The 23,192-nt window shown below is 56.6% G+C and carries 21 protein-coding genes and 1 tRNA gene; 8 read left to right on the top strand and 14 right to left on the bottom strand.

Features of this window, described 5'->3' with window-relative positions; genetic code table 11:
- Positions 1–33: 33 nt before the first annotated feature.
- Positions 34–2,871, bottom strand: coding sequence for a bifunctional [glutamate--ammonia ligase]-adenylyl-L-tyrosine phosphorylase/[glutamate--ammonia-ligase] adenylyltransferase (glnE, locus tag ABLV07_RS03420; RefSeq protein WP_162618994.1), 2,838 nt, complete (start codon positions 2,869–2,871; stop codon positions 34–36).
- Positions 2,872–2,892: 21 nt separating this feature from the next.
- Positions 2,893–4,188, bottom strand: coding sequence for an inorganic triphosphatase (locus tag ABLV07_RS03415; protein ID WP_015369637.1), 1,296 nt, complete (start codon positions 4,186–4,188; stop codon positions 2,893–2,895).
- Positions 4,189–4,400: 212 nt separating this feature from the next.
- Between ABLV07_RS03415 and ABLV07_RS03410 the strand changes: the two genes are divergently transcribed.
- Complete coding sequence (locus tag ABLV07_RS03410; protein WP_015369636.1) at positions 4,401–5,021, top strand: TIGR04211 family SH3 domain-containing protein; 621 nt, start codon at positions 4,401–4,403, stop codon at positions 5,019–5,021.
- A 61-nt stretch (positions 5,022–5,082) separates the two neighbouring features.
- Positions 5,083–6,324 carry a multifunctional CCA addition/repair protein gene (locus ABLV07_RS03405; protein WP_015703520.1) on the top strand — a complete coding sequence of 414 codons (1,242 nt, stop codon included), beginning with the start codon at positions 5,083–5,085 and terminating at the stop codon, positions 6,322–6,324.
- An 11-nt stretch (positions 6,325–6,335) separates the two neighbouring features.
- Here the strand turns inward: ABLV07_RS03405 and bacA are convergent, their stop codons facing one another.
- Together bacA and folB are read right to left on the bottom strand one after the other, a co-directional pair.
- Positions 6,336–7,157, bottom strand: coding sequence for an undecaprenyl-diphosphate phosphatase (gene bacA, locus ABLV07_RS03400; RefSeq protein ID WP_045364168.1), 822 nt, complete (start codon positions 7,155–7,157; stop codon positions 6,336–6,338).
- Positions 7,158–7,226: 69 nt separating this feature from the next.
- Positions 7,227–7,610, bottom strand: a complete 384-nt coding sequence (folB, locus tag ABLV07_RS03395) for a bifunctional dihydroneopterin aldolase/7,8-dihydroneopterin epimerase (RefSeq protein ID WP_020077905.1) — start codon at positions 7,608–7,610, stop codon at positions 7,227–7,229.
- Between the two features lie 233 nt (positions 7,611–7,843).
- On the opposite strand from folB, the gene plsY reads away from it, so the two are divergent.
- Both plsY and ABLV07_RS03385 read left to right on the top strand, forming a co-directional pair.
- Positions 7,844–8,464: a glycerol-3-phosphate 1-O-acyltransferase PlsY gene (gene plsY, locus ABLV07_RS03390; protein WP_015703522.1), complete on the top strand. Its 621-nt coding sequence runs from the start codon at positions 7,844–7,846 to the stop codon at positions 8,462–8,464.
- Positions 8,465–8,677: 213 nt separating this feature from the next.
- Positions 8,678–10,147: an MFS transporter gene (locus ABLV07_RS03385; protein ID WP_348853330.1), complete on the top strand. Its 1,470-nt coding sequence runs from the start codon at positions 8,678–8,680 to the stop codon at positions 10,145–10,147.
- 53 nt (positions 10,148–10,200) lie between these two features.
- Here the strand turns inward: ABLV07_RS03385 and tsaD are convergent, their stop codons facing one another.
- A complete protein-coding gene (tsaD, locus tag ABLV07_RS03380; protein WP_015369630.1) occupies positions 10,201–11,214 on the bottom strand; it encodes a tRNA (adenosine(37)-N6)-threonylcarbamoyltransferase complex transferase subunit TsaD in 1,014 nt (337 codons plus the stop codon).
- Positions 11,215–11,452: 238 nt separating this feature from the next.
- On the opposite strand from tsaD, the gene rpsU reads away from it, so the two are divergent.
- The 3 genes from rpsU to rpoD all read left to right on the top strand — a co-directional run bounded on the left by rpsU (position 11,453) and on the right by rpoD (position 15,586).
- On the top strand, positions 11,453–11,668 hold the full coding sequence (gene rpsU / locus ABLV07_RS03375; RefSeq protein ID WP_001144069.1) for a 30S ribosomal protein S21: 216 nt from the start codon (positions 11,453–11,455) through the stop codon (positions 11,666–11,668).
- Between the two features lie 177 nt (positions 11,669–11,845).
- Complete coding sequence (gene dnaG, locus ABLV07_RS03370) at positions 11,846–13,591, top strand: DNA primase (RefSeq protein WP_015369629.1); 1,746 nt, start codon at positions 11,846–11,848, stop codon at positions 13,589–13,591.
- Positions 13,592–13,741: 150 nt separating this feature from the next.
- Positions 13,742–15,586 (top strand): RNA polymerase sigma factor RpoD, encoded by a 1,845-nt coding sequence (gene rpoD / locus ABLV07_RS03365; RefSeq protein WP_015369628.1) that lies wholly within the window; start codon positions 13,742–13,744, stop codon positions 15,584–15,586.
- A gap of 69 nt (positions 15,587–15,655) precedes the next feature.
- On the opposite strand, the gene mug is transcribed toward rpoD, so the two are convergent.
- Entirely contained in the window at positions 15,656–16,162 is a 507-nt protein-coding gene (mug, locus tag ABLV07_RS03360; protein ID WP_045359807.1) for a G/U mismatch-specific DNA glycosylase, read from the bottom strand.
- A gap of 125 nt (positions 16,163–16,287) precedes the next feature.
- Here mug and ABLV07_RS03355 point away from each other — a divergent pair.
- A tRNA-Ile gene (locus tag ABLV07_RS03355) sits at positions 16,288–16,363 on the top strand.
- Between the two features lie 158 nt (positions 16,364–16,521).
- Here ABLV07_RS03355 and ABLV07_RS03350 read toward each other — a convergent pair.
- The 8 genes from ABLV07_RS03350 to ABLV07_RS03315 all read right to left on the bottom strand — a co-directional run bounded on the left by ABLV07_RS03350 (position 16,522) and on the right by ABLV07_RS03315 (position 23,172).
- On the bottom strand, positions 16,522–16,740 hold the full coding sequence (locus ABLV07_RS03350) for a DNA-binding transcriptional regulator (RefSeq protein WP_072059347.1): 219 nt from the start codon (positions 16,738–16,740) through the stop codon (positions 16,522–16,524).
- 69 nt (positions 16,741–16,809) lie between these two features.
- Positions 16,810–17,979, bottom strand: a complete 1,170-nt coding sequence (locus tag ABLV07_RS03345) for a phage late control D family protein (protein WP_348853329.1) — start codon at positions 17,977–17,979, stop codon at positions 16,810–16,812.
- Complete coding sequence (locus tag ABLV07_RS03340; protein ID WP_348853328.1) at positions 17,976–18,461, bottom strand: phage tail protein; 486 nt, start codon at positions 18,459–18,461, stop codon at positions 17,976–17,978. The genes ABLV07_RS03345 and ABLV07_RS03340 overlap by 4 nt, the downstream gene beginning before the upstream one ends.
- A 14-nt stretch (positions 18,462–18,475) precedes the next feature.
- A complete protein-coding gene (locus tag ABLV07_RS03335; protein ID WP_348853327.1) occupies positions 18,476–20,917 on the bottom strand; it encodes a phage tail tape measure protein in 2,442 nt (813 codons plus the stop codon).
- A complete protein-coding gene (locus ABLV07_RS03330) occupies positions 20,910–21,029 on the bottom strand; it encodes a GpE family phage tail protein (RefSeq protein WP_015370160.1) in 120 nt (39 codons plus the stop codon). The genes ABLV07_RS03335 and ABLV07_RS03330 overlap by 8 nt, the downstream gene beginning before the upstream one ends.
- Before the next feature lie 32 nt (positions 21,030–21,061).
- The gene (locus tag ABLV07_RS03325) at positions 21,062–21,397 is read right to left on the bottom strand and encodes a phage tail assembly protein (RefSeq protein ID WP_348853326.1); all 336 of its coding nucleotides are present in this window, start codon (positions 21,395–21,397) and stop codon (positions 21,062–21,064) included.
- Between the two features lie 62 nt (positions 21,398–21,459).
- Positions 21,460–21,978, bottom strand: coding sequence for a phage major tail tube protein (locus ABLV07_RS03320; RefSeq protein WP_015370162.1), 519 nt, complete (start codon positions 21,976–21,978; stop codon positions 21,460–21,462).
- 15 nt (positions 21,979–21,993) lie between these two features.
- Positions 21,994–23,172, bottom strand: coding sequence for a phage tail sheath protein (locus ABLV07_RS03315; protein ID WP_348853325.1), 1,179 nt, complete (start codon positions 23,170–23,172; stop codon positions 21,994–21,996).
- Positions 23,173–23,192 lie beyond the last annotated feature (20 nt).

Below are 23,192 nucleotides of genomic sequence, written 5' to 3'. Positions count from 1 at the left end.
TTGCGCGCGATAATAGCACACCCGATTTGTTAGTTAAGCCATCAACCACTTCTGCCAGCTAGCGCTCACCTGCTGACGTTCGCCGTCGAAAGCATCCGGCGCAACGTTGCCCGGCAGCTCCTGCAGCGCCAGATGGTGCAACGCATCGCGTAACGTAGTGTAGGCATGGGTAAGCGCCCGCGCCTCGTCCTCATCCATGATGTCGTTCTGCGCCAGCAGTTCCAGAATACGCACATTATCGGACCAGCGCGTCAGCTTTGGCTTTTCATGCGCGTAGCGCAGCACCAGATATTGGGTAATAAATTCAATATCGGTGATCCCTCCGGCATCGGCTTTGATATCAAAGCGATCGCGCTGCTTTTTGCCGAGATGAGCGCGCATCTTTTCCCGCATCTCACGTACTTCGGTCTGCAGCGTTGCGCCTTCACGCGGCGTGGTCAGGATATCGCGGCGGATCGCATCGAAGCGCGCCTGCAGCGCCGGGTCGCCATACACCACCCGGGCGCGAACCAGCGCCTGATGCTCCCAGGTCCAGGCTTCATTGCGCTGATAATCGGCGAAGGCATCGGCGGTGGTCACCAGCATGCCCGCCGCGCCGGATGGACGTAAGCGAGCGTCCACTTCATACAGGATGCCCGACGAGGTGCGGGTGCTGAAAAGATGCATGATTCGCTGGGCAAGGCGCAGATAGAACTGGCGACCATCGATTTCCCGCTCGCCGTCGGTCATCACCTCCATCGGACAGTCGTGGAGGAAGACCAGATCGAGATCGGAACTATAACCCAGTTCCCAACCGCCGAGTTTACCGTAACCTACTACCGCAAAACCGCGCCCCTGGCGGTCGCGAAGATGGGTCGGCTGACCGTAGCGGGCGACCATCTGAAGCCACGCCTGCTGCACCACCGCGTCGATCATCGCCTCGGCAAGCCAGGTTAAGTGATCGCTCACTTTCATCACCGGTAGCGTGCCGGCAATATCGGCGGCGGCGATATGCAGCAATTGCGCTTGTTTAAACTGACGCAGCGCTTCCAGCTGCTGTTCTTCATCTTCTTCCGGCACGCGCAGCAAATACTGGCGCAGTTCATCGCGGTACGCATCGGTCGCCGTCGGTTGATAAAGCGTGTTCGGATCCAGCAGTTCGTCCAGCAGCAGCGGGTGGCGCGCCAGCTGGCTGGCAACCATCGGCGAAGCGGCGCACAGGCTAATCAGGTGTTTTAACGCGCCGGGGAATTCGCTGAGCAGCTCCAGATAGGTGGTACGGGTGACGATTCCGGTCAGTAATGGGGTGATTCGCGCCAGCGGCAGCGGCGCATCCGCCCGTGAGCAGACCTCGCTGAGCAGATGCGGCATCAGCTGGTCGAGCACCTGCCGCCCGCGCGGGCCAATGGTGCGCCGGTCGAGCTCTTTGCGAAAATCGGCGATCAGCGCCAGCACGCTGCGCCGATCGTTGTCATCAAGGTGCGCCAGCGCCGGCGTAGTGTCGTCTTCTTCCAGCGCGTCCTGCCACAGTTCGCGCCAGTACTCTTCCAGCTGTTCATCCGGCGATTGCGCTTCATCGTCGCCAATCAGTTCGTTAAAGACGCGACGCACGCGGCGCATCTGCTCTTCAAGCTGTGCGCTGAGTGTCTGCCAGTCGGCGACGCGCATCCCCCACGCCAGGCGCGCGCGGTTGAGCTCATCCTGCGGCAGGGTTTGGGTTTGTTCGTCGTTAATGCTCTGCAGCAGGTTTTCGAGACGGCGCAGGAACAGATAGGCTTCGCGCAGCTGGGCGGCATCGCCTTCCGGCAGCAAATGCAGCTCGTCAATCGCCGTCAGCGTCGGCAACAGCGCGCGCTGCTGCAAGGCCGGTTCGCGACCGCCGCGGATCAGCTGGAAAACCTGGACGATAAATTCGATTTCGCGGATGCCCCCCGCGCCGAGCTTGATATTGTCTGTCAGGCCGCGGCGGCGCACTTCACGGGCGATCATCCCTTTCATGTTACGCAGAGACTGAATGACGCTGAAATCAATGTAGCGGCGGAAGACAAACGGGCGCAGCATGGCGCGCAGTTCGTTGGCGTACACGCCGTCGTTATCGCCCATGATCCGCGCCTTTACCATCGCGTAGCGCTCCCAGTCGCGCCCCTGCTCCTGGTAATAATCTTCCAGCGCCGCAAAGCTCAACACCAGCGGGCCGCTGTCGCCAAATGGTCGCAGACGCATATCCACGCGGTAGACGAAGCCATCCTGCGTCGGCTGATCGAGTACTTTAATTAACCGCTGGCCCAGACGGGTAAAGAACTGGCCGTTATCCAGCTCACGGCGTCCGCCCTGGGTGGCGCCGTGTTCCGGCCAGGCAAAAATCAGGTCGATATCGGAAGAGAAGTTAAGCTCTCCGCCGCCCAGTTTCCCCATGCCCAGGATCATTAGCGGCTGCGCTTCGCCCTGCGCATTGCATGGCGTCCCCCACTCCCGGCAGCAGGCGGCGTACAGCCAGTCGCGGGCGGCGACGATTAAGGTCTCCGCCAGGGCGCTGAGCTGCTGCAAACTGCTCTCTTCGCTCACCAGCAGCAGCGCCTGAGCCCAGGCGATACGCACCATCATCCGGCGGCGGAACTGGCGTAGCTCGCGCATCAGCGCGGCCTCGTCAGTCACGTCTTGTAGCTGTTCCGCCAGCCAGTCGCCGTAATGGCGCCATTCGTCGGCATGCGGCGGCGCGCTTTCCAGTTCAGCCAGCCACTGCGGCTGAGCGACCAGATTCTGTTCAACGAACTCGCTGAACGTCATCACCGACTGCGCCTGCGAACTTAACGTTTGCAGGGGAAAATCTGCCGGAAGCCGGTTAACAACCGTCTGCCAGTGCTGCTGTAACTGCGAAGAAAGCGCCATTATAGGGGTCTCCCTGGCCTGAAATTATCGTTTTCCACTATGCAGCCAGAATGGTTCCGCGGCCAGCGCCTGACGACGGAAATATTCGATGACGCTGCGGTCATTGTTCTCGATAGCGCGGCGCACCTCTTGCCAGTTTTCCAGCCAGGCCTCGGCTACCCCGGCATAGGCGCTGGAAAGCAATTGAATGCTGTCGATCTCGCGCGCCAGACGCGTGAGCCGATCGCTGTAGTCGTCCTGCGTTTGCTGGAAGTTGCTTTTCAGCTCCGCCGCCGCTCGCGACAGCTGGATATCGGCAAAGCGTTTGAACGAACCGGCGATTTTCTTTTGCCCCGCCTCGTTGAGGAACGAACGCCAACCGCGGGTAACCAGCCATTCGGTCAGCAGCAGTTTGGCGCCAACCGTGGCGCGGTTGAACAACGCCGCTTCGGCTTTCTCCGCGCCGTCCAGCGCCGCTTCGGCCTCAGTGAGCGATTCACGCAACTGTACGGTGGCTTTTCGCGGCACAATGCCGCCAAATAGCACCAGCGCATGGCGAACGCGAGCCATCGCCTGCTGGATTTCACGTTTAGCTGCCGCGTTGCCCCGGTTCCAGACTTCATCATGATAGAGCCAGTGCGCCAGCGCGCTTTCCAGCGCCGCTTCCAGCCCCTGCTCGACGCTGGCTTTCGCCGCCACGCCCACTACCGTTAACGGTTTAACCGGACGCGCTTCATTGCCCTGCGCCAGCTGATAGCCGCGCGCCGCTTTACTCAGGCTGCCCTGGCGCAATACGCCGGTTGCCAGTAAACGTCGCGCCAGCGCCAGAATGTCGGCGGTATCGCCGCTCAACAGCTCAAGCTCCAGTTCGCAAATGGCTTCCTGATGCTCACCGGCTTTCACTTCGCCAAGGTCAAGAGCTATCTCAATCTGGCTGCTGCCCTCTTTCATCACCCATTTCTCGCGGAGGAAATCAGTGCTAAACAGCGGCTGCACATTTTGCGCCAGTTCTGCCGGCAACTGCCCCTGCGGCCAGACTTCTGCCGGCAGTTTATCCAGCGCCAGCTCTGCTTTTTCCAGCGGAATATTGTATTCCGGACGCTGATGCAGGCCGCCCACCACCCGACCGGCAATTTTCAGCGTCATTTCATAACGCTCCCGATCGCCGCGGATCCGCAGCCCCATGTCGTGCCGACGCAGCCAGTTATCGGCGGTTTCGTAGTAAATATTCAGCAGTTGGCCTGCCGGCGTGTGCTGCGCATCCAGCGAATTGAGATGCTGGCGCAGCGCCTCAACGCCGTCGTGGGCAACGATAAACTTCAGTTCGATTTCTTGAGCCATGGCTGAATTCTTCCACCTGATAAGCGTCGCCGGGAAAATGCGGCGAACTAATGACGATATTTTTTGTCAGTAAATAGTATTTTGCGGCGAATCGCCATGCAATGCGCATTTGCCAGCTGCATTTGGATGATTCCGATTGTGGCGGAAAACTTTGCGTCGCTCTGGCGATGCCACTACTATCGTTCAACTTTTTATGACCAAACGATGACCTGATGCCAAAATTACGCCTTATTACCTTTACATTGCTAGCGCTTAGCGCCGCTACGGCGGTTCACGCAGAAGAAAAGCGCTACGTTTCCGATGAGCTGAGCACCTGGGTTCGCAGCGGTCCTGGCGATAACTATCGTCTGGTCGGCACCATTAACGCCGGCGAAGCCGTCGACGTTCTGCAAACCAACGACAGCACGAATTACGCGCAGGTACGCGATAGCAACGGCCGTACCGCCTGGATCCCGCTGAAAGAGCTGAGCAACGAGCCCAGCCTGCGCATTCGCGTGCCGGATCTGGAAAATCAGGTCAAAACGCTGACCGACAAACTGAACAATATTGACGCCACCTGGAACCAGCGTACCGCCGACATGCAGAAAAAAGTCGCCGGTAGCGATGGCGCGATCAATGCCCTGAAAGAAGAGAACCAAAAGCTGAAAAACGAGCTGGTTGTCGCTCAAAAAAAGGTGAACGCGGCGAATCTGCAGCTTGATGATAAACAGCGCACCATTATCATGCAGTGGTTTATGTACGGCGGCGGCGTGCTTGGCGTCGGTCTGATCCTTGGTCTGGTGCTGCCGCATCTGGTACCGAGCCGCAAGCGTAAAGACCGGTGGATGAACTAATTCGTCTTCTCTGCCAGACTTACGTATCATCTTGCGAAAAGTCGATGCGGGAGAAACAGGCGTGAAGATTTATTTGGTCGGTGGTGCGGTACGAGATGCGTTATTAGGACTACCGGTCAAAGACAGAGACTGGGTGGTGGTTGGCGCCACGCCACAGCAGTTGCTCGACGCGGGCTACCAACAGGTAGGCCGCGATTTTCCCGTGTTTCTTCACCCGCAAAGCCGTGAAGAGTACGCCCTCGCGCGTACCGAACGTAAATCCGGCTCCGGCTATACCGGTTTCACCTGTTATGCCGCCGCTGACGTCACCCTTGAGCAAGATCTACTGCGCCGCGATCTCACCATTAACGCGCTGGCTCAGGACACTGACGGTCAGATTTACGATCCCTATGGCGGCCAGGCCGATTTACGCCAGCGCCTGCTGCGCCACGTCTCCCCGGCCTTTAGCGAAGATCCGCTACGTGTACTGCGCGTCGCGCGTTTTGCCGCACGTTATGCCCATCTCGGTTTTCGCATTGCCGATGAAACCATGGCGCTGATGCGCGCGATGGCGGACGCCGGCGAACTGGCGCATTTGACGGCGGAGCGGGTATGGAAAGAGACGGAAAACGCGCTTGGCACGCGTAATCCGCAGGTCTTTTTCCAGACCCTGCGCGACTGTCACGCGCTGAAGGTTCTGTTCCCGGAAATCGACGCCCTGTACGGTGTCCCCGCGCCGGCCAAATGGCATCCGGAAATCGACACCGGCGTTCACACCCTGATGACGCTCACCATGGCGGCGATGCTATCGCCGGCCATCGACGTCCGTTTCGCCACCCTGTGCCACGATCTTGGCAAGGGCTTAACGCCCAAAGAGTTCTGGCCGCGCCACCATGGCCACGGCCCGGCGGGGGTGAAGCTGGTGGAACAGATTTGCCAGCGCCTGCGGGTGCCGAACGATATTCGCGATCTGGCCAGACTGGTCGCCGAATTCCACGATCTGATCCACACCCTGCCGATTCTGCAGCCAAAAACCATCGTGAAGCTGTTTGATAGCATCGATGCCTGGCGCAAGCCGCAGCGTGTACAGCAAATCGCCCTCACCAGCGAGGCTGACGTGCGCGGGCGTACCGGTTTTGAATCCTGCGATTATCCGCAGGGGCGCCTGCTGCTTGAGGCCTGGGAAGTGGCGCAGTCGGTCTCCACTAAAGAGGTGGTAGCGGAAGGTTTCAAAGGACCGGAGATTCGCGAAGAGCTGACGCGGCGCAGAATTGCGGCCGTGGGGCAGTGGAAAGAACAACGTTGCCCCCAGCCGCAAGGCTGAGGGCCTGGGCCTTAGAAGAAGACCACGTAAACTGCTGCCGCGACGATAAAGCGGTAGATTGCGAACGGAATAAACGAAATACGTTTAATCAGCTGCAGGAAGGTTTTAATCGCAATCAGCGCCACGATGAACGCCATGATAAAACCGACGGCAAACATCGGAATATCCCCGGTATTAAGGAAGCCGATGCTCTTGTAGACGTCCAGCACGGTGGCGCCCATCATCATCGGTACCGCCAGCAGGAATGAGAACTCGGATGCCGCATAGCGGCTAACGCCCATCAGCATGCCCCCGGAAATGGTCGCTCCGGAGCGAGAGAAGCCCGGCCACAGCGCCAGACACTGGAAGCAGCCGATGGCAAACGCCTGACCATAGGTCATATCGTCAAGACCCAACGCGCGCGGCTCTTTCGGTTTGAATAGCTCCGCCGCGATCAGCAGGAAGCCGCCGACAATCAGCGCGTACATCACGTTAACCGGGTTAAACAGCGATTTAATCAGGTCATGAAACACCAGCCCCAGCACCACCGCCGGGATCATGCCTAACAGGATATGAATCAGCGACAAGCGCCCCTGGCTTACGCCCTCATGCTGCAGAGGACGGCCAAAATGAATGCCGATCAGGCCAAACAGTCGACGCCAGAACACCACGACGACGGCGAGAATAGATCCTAATTGAATTACAACTTCAAAAGTATTGGCGGTATCCCCTTCAAAACCAAGGAGATGGCCAACGATAATCATATGACCTGTACTGGAAACCGGTAAAAACTCCGTCAACCCTTCAACCACACCCAAAATTGCCGCTATCAGCAGCGAGTGTAAATCGCCCATTCAATAAACCCTTAAAATAAAAAGTAAAATTAAAATCCAGGCACTAAGACCGGTATAAAACAAATTTGTTTAAACATTATGACGAGAAACGTTTTGTTTCAGATTACTGCCACGTTCAATGATCACGCCAACGTTGGCCGCACGGGCCACCGCGCCAGGCTTGCTGACTTTAATCCGCACCCACGGAGAATTGAATTTTTGCAACAGTAGATCGGCTATCTCTTCCGCCACCCGTTCGACCAGAGCAAAACGCCCGCCCTCAACGTGGTTGATAACCAGTTCGCTGATATCAGCATAGCTCAGGCAATCGCTCACATCGTCGCTGGCGGCCGCTTTGCGGTTATCCCACGCCATTTCGATATCGAACACTAATTTCTGTTCGATGGTCTGTTCCCAGTCGTAAACACCGATAGTGGTGATTACCGAAAGTTGCTCTATAAATACAATATCCATCACGACCTGCCTGCTTTTTGGCTAAACCGGATACCACTTCCGGCGAATTATGCGTATTATCCACAGATGCAAAGACATCCCCTAAAGAATTCACGTGCCCTGACAGCGGCGACGCAGCAAGATTACGGGAACATAGCAGCATCACTATGTAACCTATCGCGCAGAGAAAGCCAACAAGCTGTTAACACGAAAATGGGTGGGGTTCTAACGACGTTTTCAAAATGGAACAGCTGATGAGTGCAATCGCGCCTGGACTAGTTATCCTCGCCTACCTCTGCGGCTCAATTTCCAGCGCCATTCTGGTGTGCCGTCTTGCTGGTTTGCCCGACCCTCGCGATAGCGGTTCCGGCAACCCCGGGGCGACGAACGTACTCCGAATTGGCGGCAAGGGAGCAGCCGTAACGGTATTAATTTTTGATGTCCTGAAAGGGATGCTGCCGGTTTGGGGCGCCTGGGCGCTCGGTCTGACGCCGTTCTGGCTCGGGCTGGTGGCGATCGCCGCCTGCGTAGGCCATATCTGGCCGGTGTTCTTTAATTTCCGCGGCGGTAAAGGCGTGGCGACCGCATTTGGCGCTATCGCGCCCATCGGCTGGGATCTCACCGGCGTAATGGCCGGCACCTGGCTGCTGACTATTCTGCTCAGCGGGTATTCCTCGCTGGGCGCTATCGTCAGCGCGCTGGTAGCCCCTTTCTACGTCTGGTGGTTCAAACCGCAGTACACCTTCCCGGTCTCCATGCTCTCCTGCCTGATCCTGCTACGCCATCACGACAATATCCAGCGTCTGTGGCGCCGTCAGGAAACGAAAATCTGGTCACGCTTTAAGAAGAAGAAAAAAACGCCAGAGCAGAAATAATCCCCGCGCCCGGCCACCTGTGCCGGGCCGTTTTGCCGCCACAAACGCATTCTATTTCCCACTTTTTTAGCCAATCATAGCGGCAAATGAGAAAACCAAAGATAATCCTTTCACTACAATAACTTAGTTATGAGTTATAACCAAAAATGATTTTTTCGTCCCCGCATCGCTGTTTACTCTGAAGCTCTTTATAAGAGAAAAAAGCACAACACCATGACTGATGTAATTAACGCGACGCCTGCGGCAACCTCTGCGTCGCCCGGCGGGGAAGTAAAATGGATCGGCAGCGCGGCGGACGTCTCGCGCCTCATCAACGAAGGCAGCAGCGGGCGCAATAACGCGCGTATCGTCATGGGAATCGCCCTCGGCGGTATTTTCCTTGATGCCTACGATCTTGGCTCGCTGGCCTTCGGCCTGAAAGATATCACCCGGGAATTCAACCTGACCCCTGCCGGTACCGGGATGGTCGCCTCGGCCATCACCTTCGGCGCTATCGTTGGCGCGCTGCTCGGCGGTTATCTGACCGACAAAATTGGCCTCTACCGCGTGTTTATGGCGGATATGCTGTTCTTCGTGGTAGCGGCCATCGCCTGCGCGCTGGCGCCGAATGAATACGTCCTTACCGGCGCGCGCTTCGTGATGGGGCTGGGCGTCGGGATCGACCTGCCGGTGGCGATGGCGTTTCTCAGCGAATTCGCGAGGCTCAAAGGTCCCGGCAACAAGGCGGCCAGCGTGGCGATGTGGTGCCCAACGTGGTACGCGGCGATCAGCATTTCATATCTGCTGGTACTCTTTTTTTATGCCGTCCTGCCGGAAAGCCATAGTGACTGGCTATGGCGGATTATCCTTGGTTTTGGCGCCATCCCGGCGCTGGTGATTATCGCCATCCGCAGCCGCTACATGAGCGAATCGCCGGTGTGGGCCGCCAACCAGGGTAACCTGCGTGAAGCTGCTTCTATTCTACGCCAGGCGTACAACATCAATGCGCACGTTGCCCAGGACGCGCTGGAAAAACCGGCGCCCAAAGTTCGTAGCGCCCAATGGAGTAACTATCTGCGCCTGTTCCGCGGCGTCTACCTGCGCCGCACGACGCTCTCTACCCTGCTGTCAGTGGTTTCCTCGTTTGCCTATAACGCCGTCGCGTTCGGTCTGCCGGTGATCATCTCCAGCTTCTTCGTGCAATCGATGCTGACGACGATTTTGATTTCGCTGGCGCTGAATCTGCTGTTCGCTTTCGTGGGAGGGATACTGGCGGTACGCCTGGTACCGCGCTTCGGGGCGTGGCGGATGTCGCTGGCGGGTTATGGCTGCCAGCTGACGGCGCTGCTCGGCCTGGCGCTGATTGGCCGCCCTGATGGCGCAGGTGAAGGCGTCGCTGCCGTGGCGATGCTGGCGCTGTTCCTTTTCGGCCAGGGATTCGGCCCCGGCGCGCACACCATGACCTTCGCCTCGTTAAGCTATCCGACATCGCTGCGCGGCGTTGGCGTCGGGCTCAACCAGACGCTCATGCGCGGCAGCTCAACGCTTTCTTTATTCCTCTTCCCGCTGCTGGTCGCCGCGCTGGATACCCGCGTCTTCTGGAGCATCGCCGCGGCGCCGCTGATTGGGCTATTGTCGCTGTTGGCTATCCGCTGGGAGCCGTCGGGCTACGACATCGACGCCGAGGATTATCAGCAGCCTTAATCCACGCGTAAAAAAGCCGCCTCGATGGGCGGCTTTTGTTTGTAACAGGCTTATCAGGCGGCCGGCAGTTCTGCCAACGGCCAGCGCGGCCGCACGGTCACGCCGAGACCGGCATTGCCGCCGCCCTGCAGGCGGACCATCCCGGCGTAAGCGATCATCGCGCCGTTATCGGTACAGAACTCAGGGCGGGCATAAAATACTTCGCCGCCGCGTTTGCTCATCATTTCCGCCAGCTTCGCGCGCAGCGTACGGTTAGCGCTCACGCCTCCCGCCATCACCAGACGCTTAAAGCCGGTTTGCTCCAGCGCGCGGCGGCATTTAATCATCAGCGTATCGACAACCGCGTCTTCAAATGCGCGGGCGATATCGGCACGGGTTTGCTCATCGTCGCCGTTGTTACGAATGGTATTGGCGGCGAAGGTCTTCAGGCCGGAGAAGCTGAAATCAAGCCCTGGACGATCGGTCATCGGCCGCGGGAAGACGAAGCGACCTTCCGTGCCCTGGGACGCCATTTTCGACAGCATCGGCCCGCCGGGATAATCCAGCCCCAGCAGTTTCGCCGTCTTATCAAAGGCTTCGCCAGCGGCATCGTCGATTGACTCGCCCAACAGCTCATACTGACCAATGCCGGTGACGCTAATCAGCTGGGTGTGGCCGCCGGAAACCAGCAGAGCGACGAACGGGAACGCCGGCGGGTTATCTTCCAGCATCGGCGCCAGCAGATGCCCTTCCATATGGTGTACCGGGATCGCCGGCACGTTCCAGGCGAACGCCAGGGAGCGGCCAACGGTCGCGCCGACCAGCAGCGCGCCCACCAGGCCAGGGCCTGCCGTATAGGCAACGGCATCAATATCTTTCGCCGTCAGGCCCGCTTCTTTGAGCGCCGCCTGAATCAGCGGAACGGTTTTACGTACGTGGTCGCGCGACGCCAGCTCAGGCACCACGCCGCCGTAGTCAGCATGTAATTTCACCTGACTATACAGTTGGTTGGCTAACAGACCTTGTTTATCGTCGTAAATAGCGATGCCGGTTTCATCGCAGGATGTTTCAATTCCCAGTACACGCATGAGTTGTTTTACCTCGTTTCAATACCGCGCAGTGTAGGACCAATGACCGGCGATGTAAAACTTTGCTCACCCCTGGTGTTCTCTTCGTGTATACTCCTCACCCTTATAAAAGTCCCCTTTCAAAAAAGGCGCCGGTGCTTTACAAAGCAGCAGTAGTTGCAGTAAAATTCCGCACCATTTTGAAATAAGCTGGCATTGCGGCCAGCGGCAAACCGAATTAATCAAAGGTGAGAGGCACATGCCGGTAATTAAAGTACGTGAAAACGAGCCGTTCGACGTAGCTCTGCGTCGCTTCAAGCGTTCCTGCGAAAAAGCAGGTGTTCTGGCGGAAGTTCGTCGTCGTGAGTTCTATGAAAAACCGACTACCGAACGTAAGCGCGCTAAAGCTTCTGCAGTGAAACGTCACGCGAAGAAACTGGCTCGCGAAAACGCACGCCGCACTCGTCTGTACTAATCTGTTGAGAGCGAAGCTCTCAATTCAGACCGAGTTGTAGTTGTAAGGCCGTGCTTCCGAAAGGAATGCGCGGCTTATTTTCGTTTATGCATTAGCAGATACACGAGATCGTTCAAACTGTCTTCAGGCAATACATCGAGGCCGTTTGCAGGATGCAGTGTATAGATTACGGGGCATATGGCTGGACGAATCCCACGCGTATTTATCAATGACCTGCTGGCGCGCACCGACATCATCGATCTGATCGATGCTCGGGTGAAGCTGAAAAAGCAGGGCAAGAATTATCACGCGTGTTGTCCATTCCATAACGAAAAAACCCCCTCCTTCACCGTCAACGGTGAAAAACAGTTTTACCATTGCTTCGGCTGCGGTGCGCACGGCAACGCCATCGACTTTCTGATGAACTACGACAAGCTCGAGTTCGTCGAAACCGTCGAAGAGCTGGCCGCCATGCACAACCTTGAAGTGCCCTATGAAGCAGGTAATGGACCGAGCCAGATAGAACGGCATCAGCGGCAAAATCTCTATCAGTTGCTGGACGGTCTGAACACGTTTTACCAACAGTCTCTGAATCAACCCGCCGCCGAACCCGCGCGCCAGTATCTGGCAAAACGCGGCTTAAGCAGCGAGGTGATTACCCGCTTCGCAATAGGCTTCGCTCCCCCTGGCTGGGATAACGTTTTAAAACGTTTTGGCGGCAATCAGGAAAACCGCCAGTCGCTTATTGATGCAGGCATGCTGGTCACCAACGATCAGGGGCGCAGTTACGACCGCTTCCGCGAACGGGTAATGTTCCCGATCCGCGATAAGCGAGGCCGGGTGATTGGTTTTGGCGGGCGCGTGCTGGGCGATGCGCTGCCAAAATACCTGAACTCCCCGGAGACCGATATTTTCCATAAAGGCCGCCAGCTGTACGGCCTGTATGAAGCGCAGCAGGATAACGCCGAACCTCAGCGTCTGCTGGTGGTCGAAGGCTATATGGATGTCGTCGCGCTGGCGCAGTACGGCATTAATTATGCCGTGGCCTCGCTGGGCACCTCGACGACCGCCGACCACATTCAGCTGTTGTTCCGGGCGACCAATCAGGTCATCTGCTGTTACGACGGCGACCGGGCTGGCCGCGATGCGGCATGGCGCGCGCTGGAAACGGCGCTGCCGTATATGACCGATGGCCGCCAGCTGCGTTTTATGTTTTTACCTGATGGCGAAGACCCGGATACGCTGGTGCGTAAAGAGGGCAAAGAGGCGTTTGAAGCGCGGATGGAGCAGGCACAGCCGCTCTCCACGTTTTTATTCAATAGCCTGATGCCGCAGGTCGACCTGAGCACTCCGGATGGGCGCGCGCAGCTGAGTACGCTGGCGCTGCCGCTGATAACCCAGGTGCCGGGTGAAACGCTGCGCATCTATTTGCGTCAGGAGCTGGGTAACAAGCTGGGTATTCTGGATGACGCCCAGCTTGAACGTTTAATGCCGAAACAGGCGGAAAATAGCGCTCAACGCCCGGCGCCGCAGCTAAAACGCACGACCATGCGTATACTTATAGGGTTACTGGTGCAGAACCCCGATCTGGCGCCGCTGGTTCCGCCCTTAACGGGTCTGGATCAGCAGAAGATGCCAGGGCTTGGTTTATTCAGCGAACTGGTCAATACGTGTCTGGCGCAGCCAGGTCTGACCACCGGGCAACTTTTAGAGCAGTATCGCGGGACAAATGAAGCAGCAACCCTTGAAAAACTGTCGATGTGGGACGATATAGCAGATAAGGATATCGCTGAACAAACCTTCACCGACTCGCTCAACCATATGTTTGACTCACTGCTGGAACTGCGACAAGAAGAGTTGATAGCTCGCGATCGCACACACGGTTTAAGCAGTGAGGAGCGCCGGGAACTCTGGACTATCAGCCAGGAACTGGCCAAAAAATGAATTTAACGGCTTAAGTGCCGAATATCGATCGGGAAGCCCCCGACAGCCGCGCTGAGGCGCAGCGGCAATAATATAAGTACGCCCTCGCTTTAAATGTTGGCAGTTCGTCTGCCTGCACCAATCAAACGAATTAAGTGTGGATACCGTCTTATGGAGCAAAACCCGCAGTCACAGCTGAAGCTTCTTGTCCAACGTGGTAAGGAGCAAGGCTATCTGACCTATGCCGAGGTCAATGACCATCTGCCGGAAGATATCGTCGACTCCGATCAGATCGAAGACATCATCCAAATGATCAACGACATGGGTATTCAGGTGATGGAAGAAGCACCGGATGCCGATGATCTGCTGCTTGCTGAAACCTCCAATAATACCGATGAAGACGCAGAAGAAGCGGCGGCCCAGGTGCTGTCGAGCGTTGAATCTGAAATTGGCCGTACGACCGACCCGGTGCGCATGTACATGCGCGAAATGGGTACCGTTGAACTGCTGACCCGCGAAGGCGAAATCGACATCGCTAAACGCATCGAAGACGGGATCAACCAGGTCCAGTGCTCCGTTGCAGAATATCCGGAAGCCATCACCTATCTGCTGGAACAGTACGATCGCGTCGAAGCTGAAGAAGCTCGCCTGTCTGACCTGATCACCGGCTTCGTCGATCCGAACGCTGAAGAAGATATGGCGCCGACCGCCACTCACGTCGGTTCCGAGCTGTCTCAGGAAGAGATGGACGACGACGAAGATGAAGAAGAAGATGATGACGACGACAACAGCGATGACGATAACAGCATCGACCCGGAGCTGGCCCGCGAGAAATTCGCCGAGCTGCGCACCCAGTACGAGCTGACTCGCGACACCATCAAAGCGAAAGGTCGCAGCCACGCCGCCGCGCAGGAAGAGATCCTCAAGCTGTCCGAGGTCTTCAAACAGTTCCGCCTGGTGCCGAAACAGTTCGATTACCTGGTCAACAGCATGCGCAGCATGATGGATCGCGTTCGTACTCAAGAACGTATCATCATGAAGCTGTGCGTTGAACAGTGCAAAATGCCGAAGAAAAACTTCATCACCCTGTTCACCGGCAACGAAACCAGCGAAACCTGGTTCAACGCCGCCGTGGCGATGAACAAGCCGTGGTCCGAGAAGCTGCATGACGTTAAAGAAGACGTTCAGCGCGGCCTGCAGAAACTGCAGCAGATTGAAGAAGAAACCGGCCTGACCATCGAGCAGGTTAAAGATATCAACCGTCGCATGTCCATCGGCGAAGCGAAAGCCCGTCGTGCGAAGAAAGAGATGGTTGAAGCGAACTTACGTCTGGTTATTTCTATCGCCAAGAAATACACCAACCGCGGTCTGCAGTTCCTCGACCTGATTCAGGAAGGCAACATCGGCCTGATGAAAGCGGTAGATAAGTTTGAATACCGTCGTGGTTACAAGTTCTCCACCTACGCCACCTGGTGGATCCGTCAGGCGATCACCCGTTCCATCGCGGATCAGGCGCGCACCATCCGTATTCCGGTGCATATGATTGAGACTATCAACAAGCTCAACCGTATCTCCCGCCAGATGCTACAGGAAATGGGCCGCGAGCCGACGCCGGAAGAGCTGGCTGAGCGCATGCTGATGCCGGAAGACAAAATCCGTAAGGTGCTGAAAATCGCCAAAGAGCCTATCTCCATGGAAACGCCGATCGGCGACGATGAAGATTCGCATCTGGGTGACTTCATCGAGGATACCACCCTCGAGCTGCCGCTGGATTCTGCGACCACCGAGAGCCTGCGTGCGGCAACGCACGACGTGCTGGCGGGCCTCACCGCTCGTGAAGCGAAAGTGCTGCGTATGCGTTTCGGTATCGACATGAACACCGACCACACGCTGGAAGAAGTAGGTAAACAGTTCGACGTTACCCGCGAACGTATTCGTCAGATCGAAGCGAAGGCGCTGCGTAAACTGCGCCACCCAAGCCGTTCTGAAGTGCTGCGTAGCTTCCTCGACGATTAATCGTCGCGCTGCAAAGAGAGTAAAAAGCTCCCCGCGGGGAGCTTTTTTTATGCCTGCTATCGGGCGCCATCACCGCCCTCGCCCCGCCAGCGCCTCATCCAGTTCGCGATAGGCTTCAACCAGCTTGTCCAGCGTCGCCCGGTTCAAACCGCTGGGATTGGGCAGCACCCAGATTTCGGTTTCACCGATGGTCGCTTCCTGCTTTCCCCACTTTGCGCCACGCACCCTGAACGCCTGCTCATAGGCCTGCTTGCCGAGTACCGCCAGCACCTGCGGCTGATAGTCCTGGATTTTGCTTATTAGCTCCTGCGCGCCATTACGCAGCTCCAGCAGGGCAACCTCGCTGGCCTGTACCGTCGGCCGCTCAACCAGCATGGTGATACCGCAGCCGGTATCCAGTAGATGCTGCTCCTCTTCCGGCTTCAGCTGCCGCTCAGTGAACCCCGCCTGGTGAATGACCTTCCAGAAACGATTGCCGGGATGGGCAAAATGGAACCCCGTATGCGCGGAGGACTTCCCCGGATTGATCCCGCAAAAGACCACCCGCAGCCCCGGCGCCAGGATATCACTAATCATAATTTCTCCGGCTGAATGACTAAAAAGCTGATTATAAAGGATTGAAAATGCATTGTTTATAAAAACAGCAGCCGAGCGCTTTACGCTGGATTGCAGCGTGCAGTTACATTATAATCCCTCGCCACGGCCCCTTAGCTCAGTGGTTAGAGCAGGCGACTCATAATCGCTTGGTCGTTGGTTCAAACCCAACAGGGGCCACCAAATTTTAGCTTTAAAATCATATAATTAAGCCACTCGAAAGAGTGGCTTTTTTGTTTTCTGTTTTTTATGTGGCGATGAAATGGCGGTAGATTTTTATCCCGCCATTTTCCTGAGCACATAAAAAAACCCGCACGCGGCGGGTTTTTGGTGAAAATTTATCAGAGCCACAATGGCCGCTGACCACCGGAAGTTGGGTGCGGTGGAGCAGGGTCGATAGCTCCCGGAGTCACAATAAAGCGCTCTATCGTTTCCATCGTCATAAACGTACAACTACAGTTGATGTTTTGGCATTGGTGGTAGCGCTCTTTCGTATTTTCGGTTAGATAGCGACTTGTACGCGCATGTGCGGCATGATGGCACTTCGGACAATGAAACATAACCCACCCTATTAAACTCTCAAATAGTGAATCAATAATAACCATAAATTCACTTTTTGTGAATATATTTTATTCATCATCCGACTCGGAGCTGTACTCCACATCAGAGAGCTTAACCTCAAGCTCTAAGCCCGTCGTGTAGCCACTATTATTCAGGTTGTGAGTTACCTTACTGATTAGCCATGACTGCTCGTCTATGACACGCTTAAAGCCTGACACGCGCACCGGTGTCTCAGGGAATAAATCAGCCCGACCGAGCGCCAGCGTAATTGAAAACTCAGCAACGCCTCGCTGCAGCTTATCCCACTTAGCCTGAGCGGCTCGCATCGCCTGCGCTTTTGATGCGTAGACCGTCGTCAGCGCCAGCACGTTATCGGCCTCACCGGCCATATACTCACCCTCGCGGGCTTCCTGCTCTTTTTGGGCCTTTGTCTTTTTACTGACCGGCTTTGCTTTCGGGTGCTCCAGCGCGCGCAGGTGCTTCTCTTTTGGCTTGCGCTTCAATGTCACTTTTTGCTTTTGCGGCTTCGGGCCTTTGGTGTGCAACCATTTCGCGGTTACGCCGGTATATGCCCCTCGGTCGGCAATGGCAAACTGATGACGGTCACCATCGCTGCGGGTCAGCGTCATTTGTGGGACGGGCTTACCACTGGCCGTCACCGCGCTACCGGCTTTCAGAAACAGCAATTTCCCCGCTTTCACTGACACTGCCGCCCCGTTGCGGTCGGCCAGTCTGGTCAGGAATACTGCGTCGGATTCCTGCGACTGGTCGATATGCGGTACCGGGATTTTTTTCAGCTGCTCCGCGACACTGGCCGTCAGTTTGTTACGCTTTGCGATGGTGCTGACCAGTTCGCCGAGGGTGGTATCGTGCCAGGATTCCTCACGCCGTGAATTAAGCGTTCCGCGAAAGTCTGCGCTACGCGCCCGGATGGTCAGGGTATCTGGCGCCCCTCGGTGCTCAATCTCATCGACCGTGAAATCGCCTTTATTCAGCAATGCCGAACCCTCCCAGCCAAGCCACAGCGTCAGCACCGCCCCGCGCAGGGGTAACTCGACTTTGCCGTCAGTATCGTCGAGCTCGATGTCGAGCTGGTCGGCCTCGAATCCCCGATTGTCTGTCATGGTGAGATATATCAGTCGATCGCTAAAATTGCTGGTAATGTCCTGACTATTCAGCGTCAGCATAAATGCCGGTGCGAGACTGGTACCGGCATCAATGGCCATGCCCGTCATCATACGGCCAGCCCTCCGAGTGTACCCTGCAGCTTATCGGCCAGATTACCGGCAGAGCCGAGAAGCTCACCGGCCTGTTTATTCAGGTCGCCAAACATTGCCGTCAGTGACTCATCGACCCGCTTCAGTGAAAGCGTGAAATCAATCTTTCTGGCCGCACCATCGCTGAAAAACTCGGTATGTGTGGTTGATACCTTGTCGACAATATACATTCCGAGGATATTGCCGGTTCCCTCAATCAGCGGCCACGCTCTGCCCTCGTCGGCCATCAACTCGACGGCCTGCAGAGAAATACAACCGCCGGTAATGGCGGGGTAAAGCGTACCGGCAAGTTGGATCGAGGTTTCACCCTCACCGAGAAACTGATACGCAGGCGGTTTGCCTACCCGGTCGTTCGACGCCCAGCGATAATCCTTCGAGTGCTGCATCGACTGATAAGGCAGGGTGCGGCGTTCAAATACAAACATGCCGAGAGCAAGCATCATCGTTTAATTCTCCCTTAGTCGTGGCTCATGCTGGCGCGCTGACGCGCACGCTTTTCGCGCTCAATTTGTTCGAGCGTGTCGCGTAGCTGGCGGTCGAGTTGATGCCCCGGCGCAACACCGCCCGGTAGCGTAATGTTGTATTCGCTTTTGCTCTGGTCGATGTAAGAGCGTCCCGCCGGTGCGGTAACGGGCTGATAAGCCTGATACCCGCCATAGGTGCTGGTCGCCGGTATGTAAGAATTCCCCTGCGTGGCGGCGTTGGTTTTGGCGGCGGTCTGGTCGAGGCTGTCCGATTCTTTGTTGATGATGCCGAGCTTTTCGAGAAGCCAGTCGACACCGCTGCGTAGCTTGTTGAAAACGTTTAGCGGTGCCATCAGCGCTGAGGCCAGCGCCTGACCGAAAATAACGCCAGCATTTTTACAACTATCGAGCGTCTCCTGCGTAGCTTTGACCGGTGCAATCAGGTCTTTAAACCATTGCCACACGCCGCGCAGTTTCTCACCGAGACCGTCAAAAATGGGTGCCAGTGGAGCGAACATTTCCCCGACCGGCGCAAAGGCACTCATGATGCCCTCTATCACTCCTGAGAAAAATGCACTGATAGGCTCCCAATATTTACGGATAAGTAGCGCCCCGGCCACAATCGCCGCGCCGACGGCCACAATCGGCCAAGTGATTGCACCGAGCGCGGTCACAATGGCACTACCGGCAACAGTCAAGGCAGTACCCATCACGCCAGCGGCGGCAATGATGGCGTTAATCCCCATGACAACCGGCCACGCAACGAGACCAATGCCGCCGATGACACCAATAAGAGCCAGCGCGCCACCGGCAACAATGCCGATGGTTTCCGCCAGCCCTTTGTTTTTCTGGATCCAGCCGTCGAGCTTTAACACGTATTTTGTGGCGGTCTGAGTGAGTTTGCGCAGTGCCCCCTCTTGCTGGTCAAAAAGGTCGGTACCGACAGCCTCATAAGCAGACTGAAATTCTTTAAAGTCGCCGCCGAGGTTATCCTGCATCACCTTGACCAGTTCCTCGGTTTTTCCGTCTGATGCTTTCAGCGTGGCGGTTAGCTGGTCAAGTTTGCCGCTTGCCGCTGCCGCCATCAACACATTAGCCGATGAGCTGGCTTCCTCACCGAATATCGTTTTCATGTATTCGGCTTGCTGCGCGGTTCCGAGATTGTTGCGCTTAAAACTGGTCTGCATTTCTTTCAGGATGGTAAATATCGGGCGCGTATTGCCTTTGTTGTCCGATGTTTTAACGCCCAACTCCTTGAGCGCATCCCACGCCTTGCCAGTGGGAGCCTGCAGGCGACTTAATACTGCCCGGCTTCCGGTACCGGCCATCGAGCCAGTAATTTTGGCATCATGCAAAGCACCTACCATCGCGGCGGTTTCTTCAATACTGACACCGGCGTTTTTGGCGACCGGCGCGGCATATGTCAGCGCGTCGCTAAGACCGTCAAAGTCGGCGGCGGTTTTATTCATGACCGTAGACAGTACGTCACCAATATGCGCAACCTTGTCATTGGAAAGCTGAAACGCAGAGCGCATCCCCATCAACAGCGCGGCGTTTTCTTCCATTGTGCGACGGTTAGCAAGCGCCATATTCAGAGTGACTGGCGTTGTTGCCTGAATCGCTGCGGCATCACCGCCACCTTTTGCGATAATAATCTGCGCGCTGGCGGCATCATCGGCAGAGGCGGCAGTGTTGTCGCCGAGCTGGCGCGCCTGTTTGCGTAGCGCCTGCATTTCTGGCGACTGCTTGTCGAACCCGAGTACGGCCTGCAGCTCGGAATTTTTCTGCGCAAAGTCATAACCCGGCATCAGCAATTTAACCCCGGCCATCGTTCCCGCCGTGGCAACACCTACCCCGGCAGCACCTGCAGCGGCCATGTTACCGGCAAGCTCCTTACCAGATTTATATCGCTCCTTTACCCGGTTTAGTTTTGCCTGCTGCGCACTGACGCGCGCCAGTGCCTCACGCTGGCGGTTAAGCTGCGCCGTCGTTTCGCTAATGGAGGTTTTGAGCCGACGCTCATCGGCAGACAGGGTGCGGGTATTGATACCGGCCTGCATCAGCTCTGAGCGCTGTCGCTGAACCGATGTTCTCAGGCTGTTGTATTTCGTCTGCAGCTCAGAGGCGGCGCGTTTCGCCGCTTCGAGCGCCTGCGCCTGCGCGCGGGTCGGATTAGTCGTGTTTTTAAACTGCACGGCCAGCTCACCGGCTTCGCGCTTGGCTTTTTCAAGTGACTGACTGGTCACGGCCAGTTGCGCACTGGCCTTGCGAAAGCCGTCGATTTTCGACGCCTGCGCGTTCAGGGTGCGCAGGTCTTTTTGTGTATCGCGAATATCGCCCGACAGGGTTTTACTTGCCGTCTGGATAGATTTTAGCGGTCGGGTCGCCTGATCCACCGCTTTCAGCAATACCTCAATTCTCAGGTTATTACTCATTGTGGTTTCCGCTACGCAGTAGCGCCTTTTCGCGCCATGTGATGAGCTCGGTCAGGCTCAGGGAATAGAGTTCTGATGGCGGCCAGTGGAAAATCACTGCGATATCCGCCATCAGGTCATCGGTCGACAGGTCGGGTGGAAAATCTATCCCACCGAAGCCGGTGACAAAAAACCAATCACCTTGCCAGCGAGCTGCATCAAATCTGGTGCGTTTATTGCGGTAAGTTCCTGAGTCGTCAGGGATGGATAGGTCATGCGGGGTAGCACTTTAATCAGTGCGTCAACCTCAGATTGTGCCAGCGCCGCCAGACTGACACCGCGCAGGGTTCCGGCAGTTGGTTTAATCAGAGTGACCTTATGGATTGTCTGACCGGCGCGTTTGATTGGCTCATCAAGAGTCACAACATTCGGGTTATCGGTGTCAATTTCATTGCCAGCCGTATCAACAAATTCAGGTTTTTTACGTGGTGCTTTTGCCATGATGTTTTTCTCTGCTCAGAAAGGGATTAATAACCGGCCAGCAGTGCTGACCGGTCAGGAAATTACAGCCCGATTGCGCGGCGGTGCTGCTCCAGACGGTCGACGCCGTTCACCTTCTCGACCATGTTGACGGTGTCGATTTCGATAACGTCGCTACCATCAATTGTGAGGCGGTAGTAGGTGCAGACGGTCGACAGTTTGGTCGAGGTGTTTTCACCCTGTTTATTCTCGCCGCCGTCGATTTCTTTATGACGGCCACGCATGACCACCTCAACGGCCACGATTTCGCCGGTGTCGTCACGCTGGTAAGAGCCAGCAAAACGCAGCGGCACAGCATCGGCACCCGGTGCGGCATACTGCGCAAAGAGCGCCACATCAGGCAAGCCACCGACAGACCACTCGACGGTGAGCGCATCGTCATCGAGACCGAGGTCAATCGCCGCCGCGCCGTTCATACCGCCGCCGCGATAGTTTTCGAGCTTGCGGGTCAGCTTCGGCAGCGTCACGGATTCAACAACGCCCATGTAGCTCAGGCCGTCATTGAACATGTTCAGATATTTAAGTTTGCGGGGTAGTGCCATGTCGTTTCAGGCTCCTTAGCTGTTGACCGATTCGGCCAGATTGACCAGATATTTATCGGTAATACGCTGGCGCAGGGTCAGGCTTTCCAGCGGGGGAACCGGCGTATAGTCATAATCGATATACAGTTTCCCGCCTTTCAGGCTCTCTTTATCGTTCGATTCCTCATCGAACCAGCATTCACCATCCACGATGTAGCCATTCGATTTCAGCTCGCGGAACTTGGCGTTAATGCCGTCGACAATGTCGCGGATAAGCGATGCGGTGATGGGTTTATCGACCGCCCACATGTGCGCCGCGGCCATCGTGTCGGCCAGTACCTGCGCGGTGCGGGTGTAGTTCTCAAACAGGAAAAGCGGGTCATCAGAGCAGGTGCGGTTACCCCAGAAGCGGAAACCATCTTTGCGCACCAGTGTCGTGACCCCGGCCTCGTTGAGCAGGTCAGCATCGGTGCCGGATGCCTGCAAATCCCAGAAGACAGACGCGCTGATGCCGGTGACGCCCTGCACGCCCACGTTAGACAGGGTTTTGTGCCAGCCGATTGTCTGGTCGATATAGGCGCGCAGGCCGAGTGCGCGCGCGGTGGCGTAGGCTGTTGCGGTGGCGTTCGTGGTGGTGTCCCACGCAAGGAAGTCAGGCCAGATAACCATCAGCTCGCGCTGACTGAAATTTTCGCGGTATTTGATGGCATCAGAAAGGGTTTTACAGCCCCATGCACTGACGTAACCAAATGCACGCAGGCTGATACACACCGAGGCGAGCGCAGTTACGACTTCCTGCGTATCGAGACCCGGCACGCCGAGAATGCGTGGCTTGACGCCGGTGACCGCCTCGGCGGTTAACAGCGCCTTGATACCGGTGTATTTACCGTTCTCATCCGTGCCGCCGATGATGTTCGAAATGGTCTGCGCTTCGGCGTCCTCTCCGGTACCTTCGGCAACGCGCACGACGACGGTGACGGGTTTTGACTGGTCGGCGATGGCCTGCAGTGAGGTTGCCAGCGTGCCTTGTTTACCGGCTTTCGCAATAGTGCTCTGCACATTGGTAATCAGCACCGGCTCGTTGAGGGGGAATGTTGCGCTGTCCGCATCGCTGGCCGTGCAGACCATACCAACGACAGCGGTCGCAACGGTGGAAATGACGCGGGTGCCGTCGTTAATTTCAAGCACCTGCACGCCGTGGTGAAAATCACTCATCCGGGTAACTCCGTGGTTAG

The sequence above is a fragment of the Klebsiella sp. CN_Kp097 genome (genome assembly GCF_040064495.1).
GTDB lineage: Bacteria > Pseudomonadota > Gammaproteobacteria > Enterobacterales > Enterobacteriaceae > Klebsiella > Klebsiella aerogenes.
Note: the sequence above shows the minus strand (reverse complement) of the source record. Positions and strands in the feature narration are given on the sequence as shown.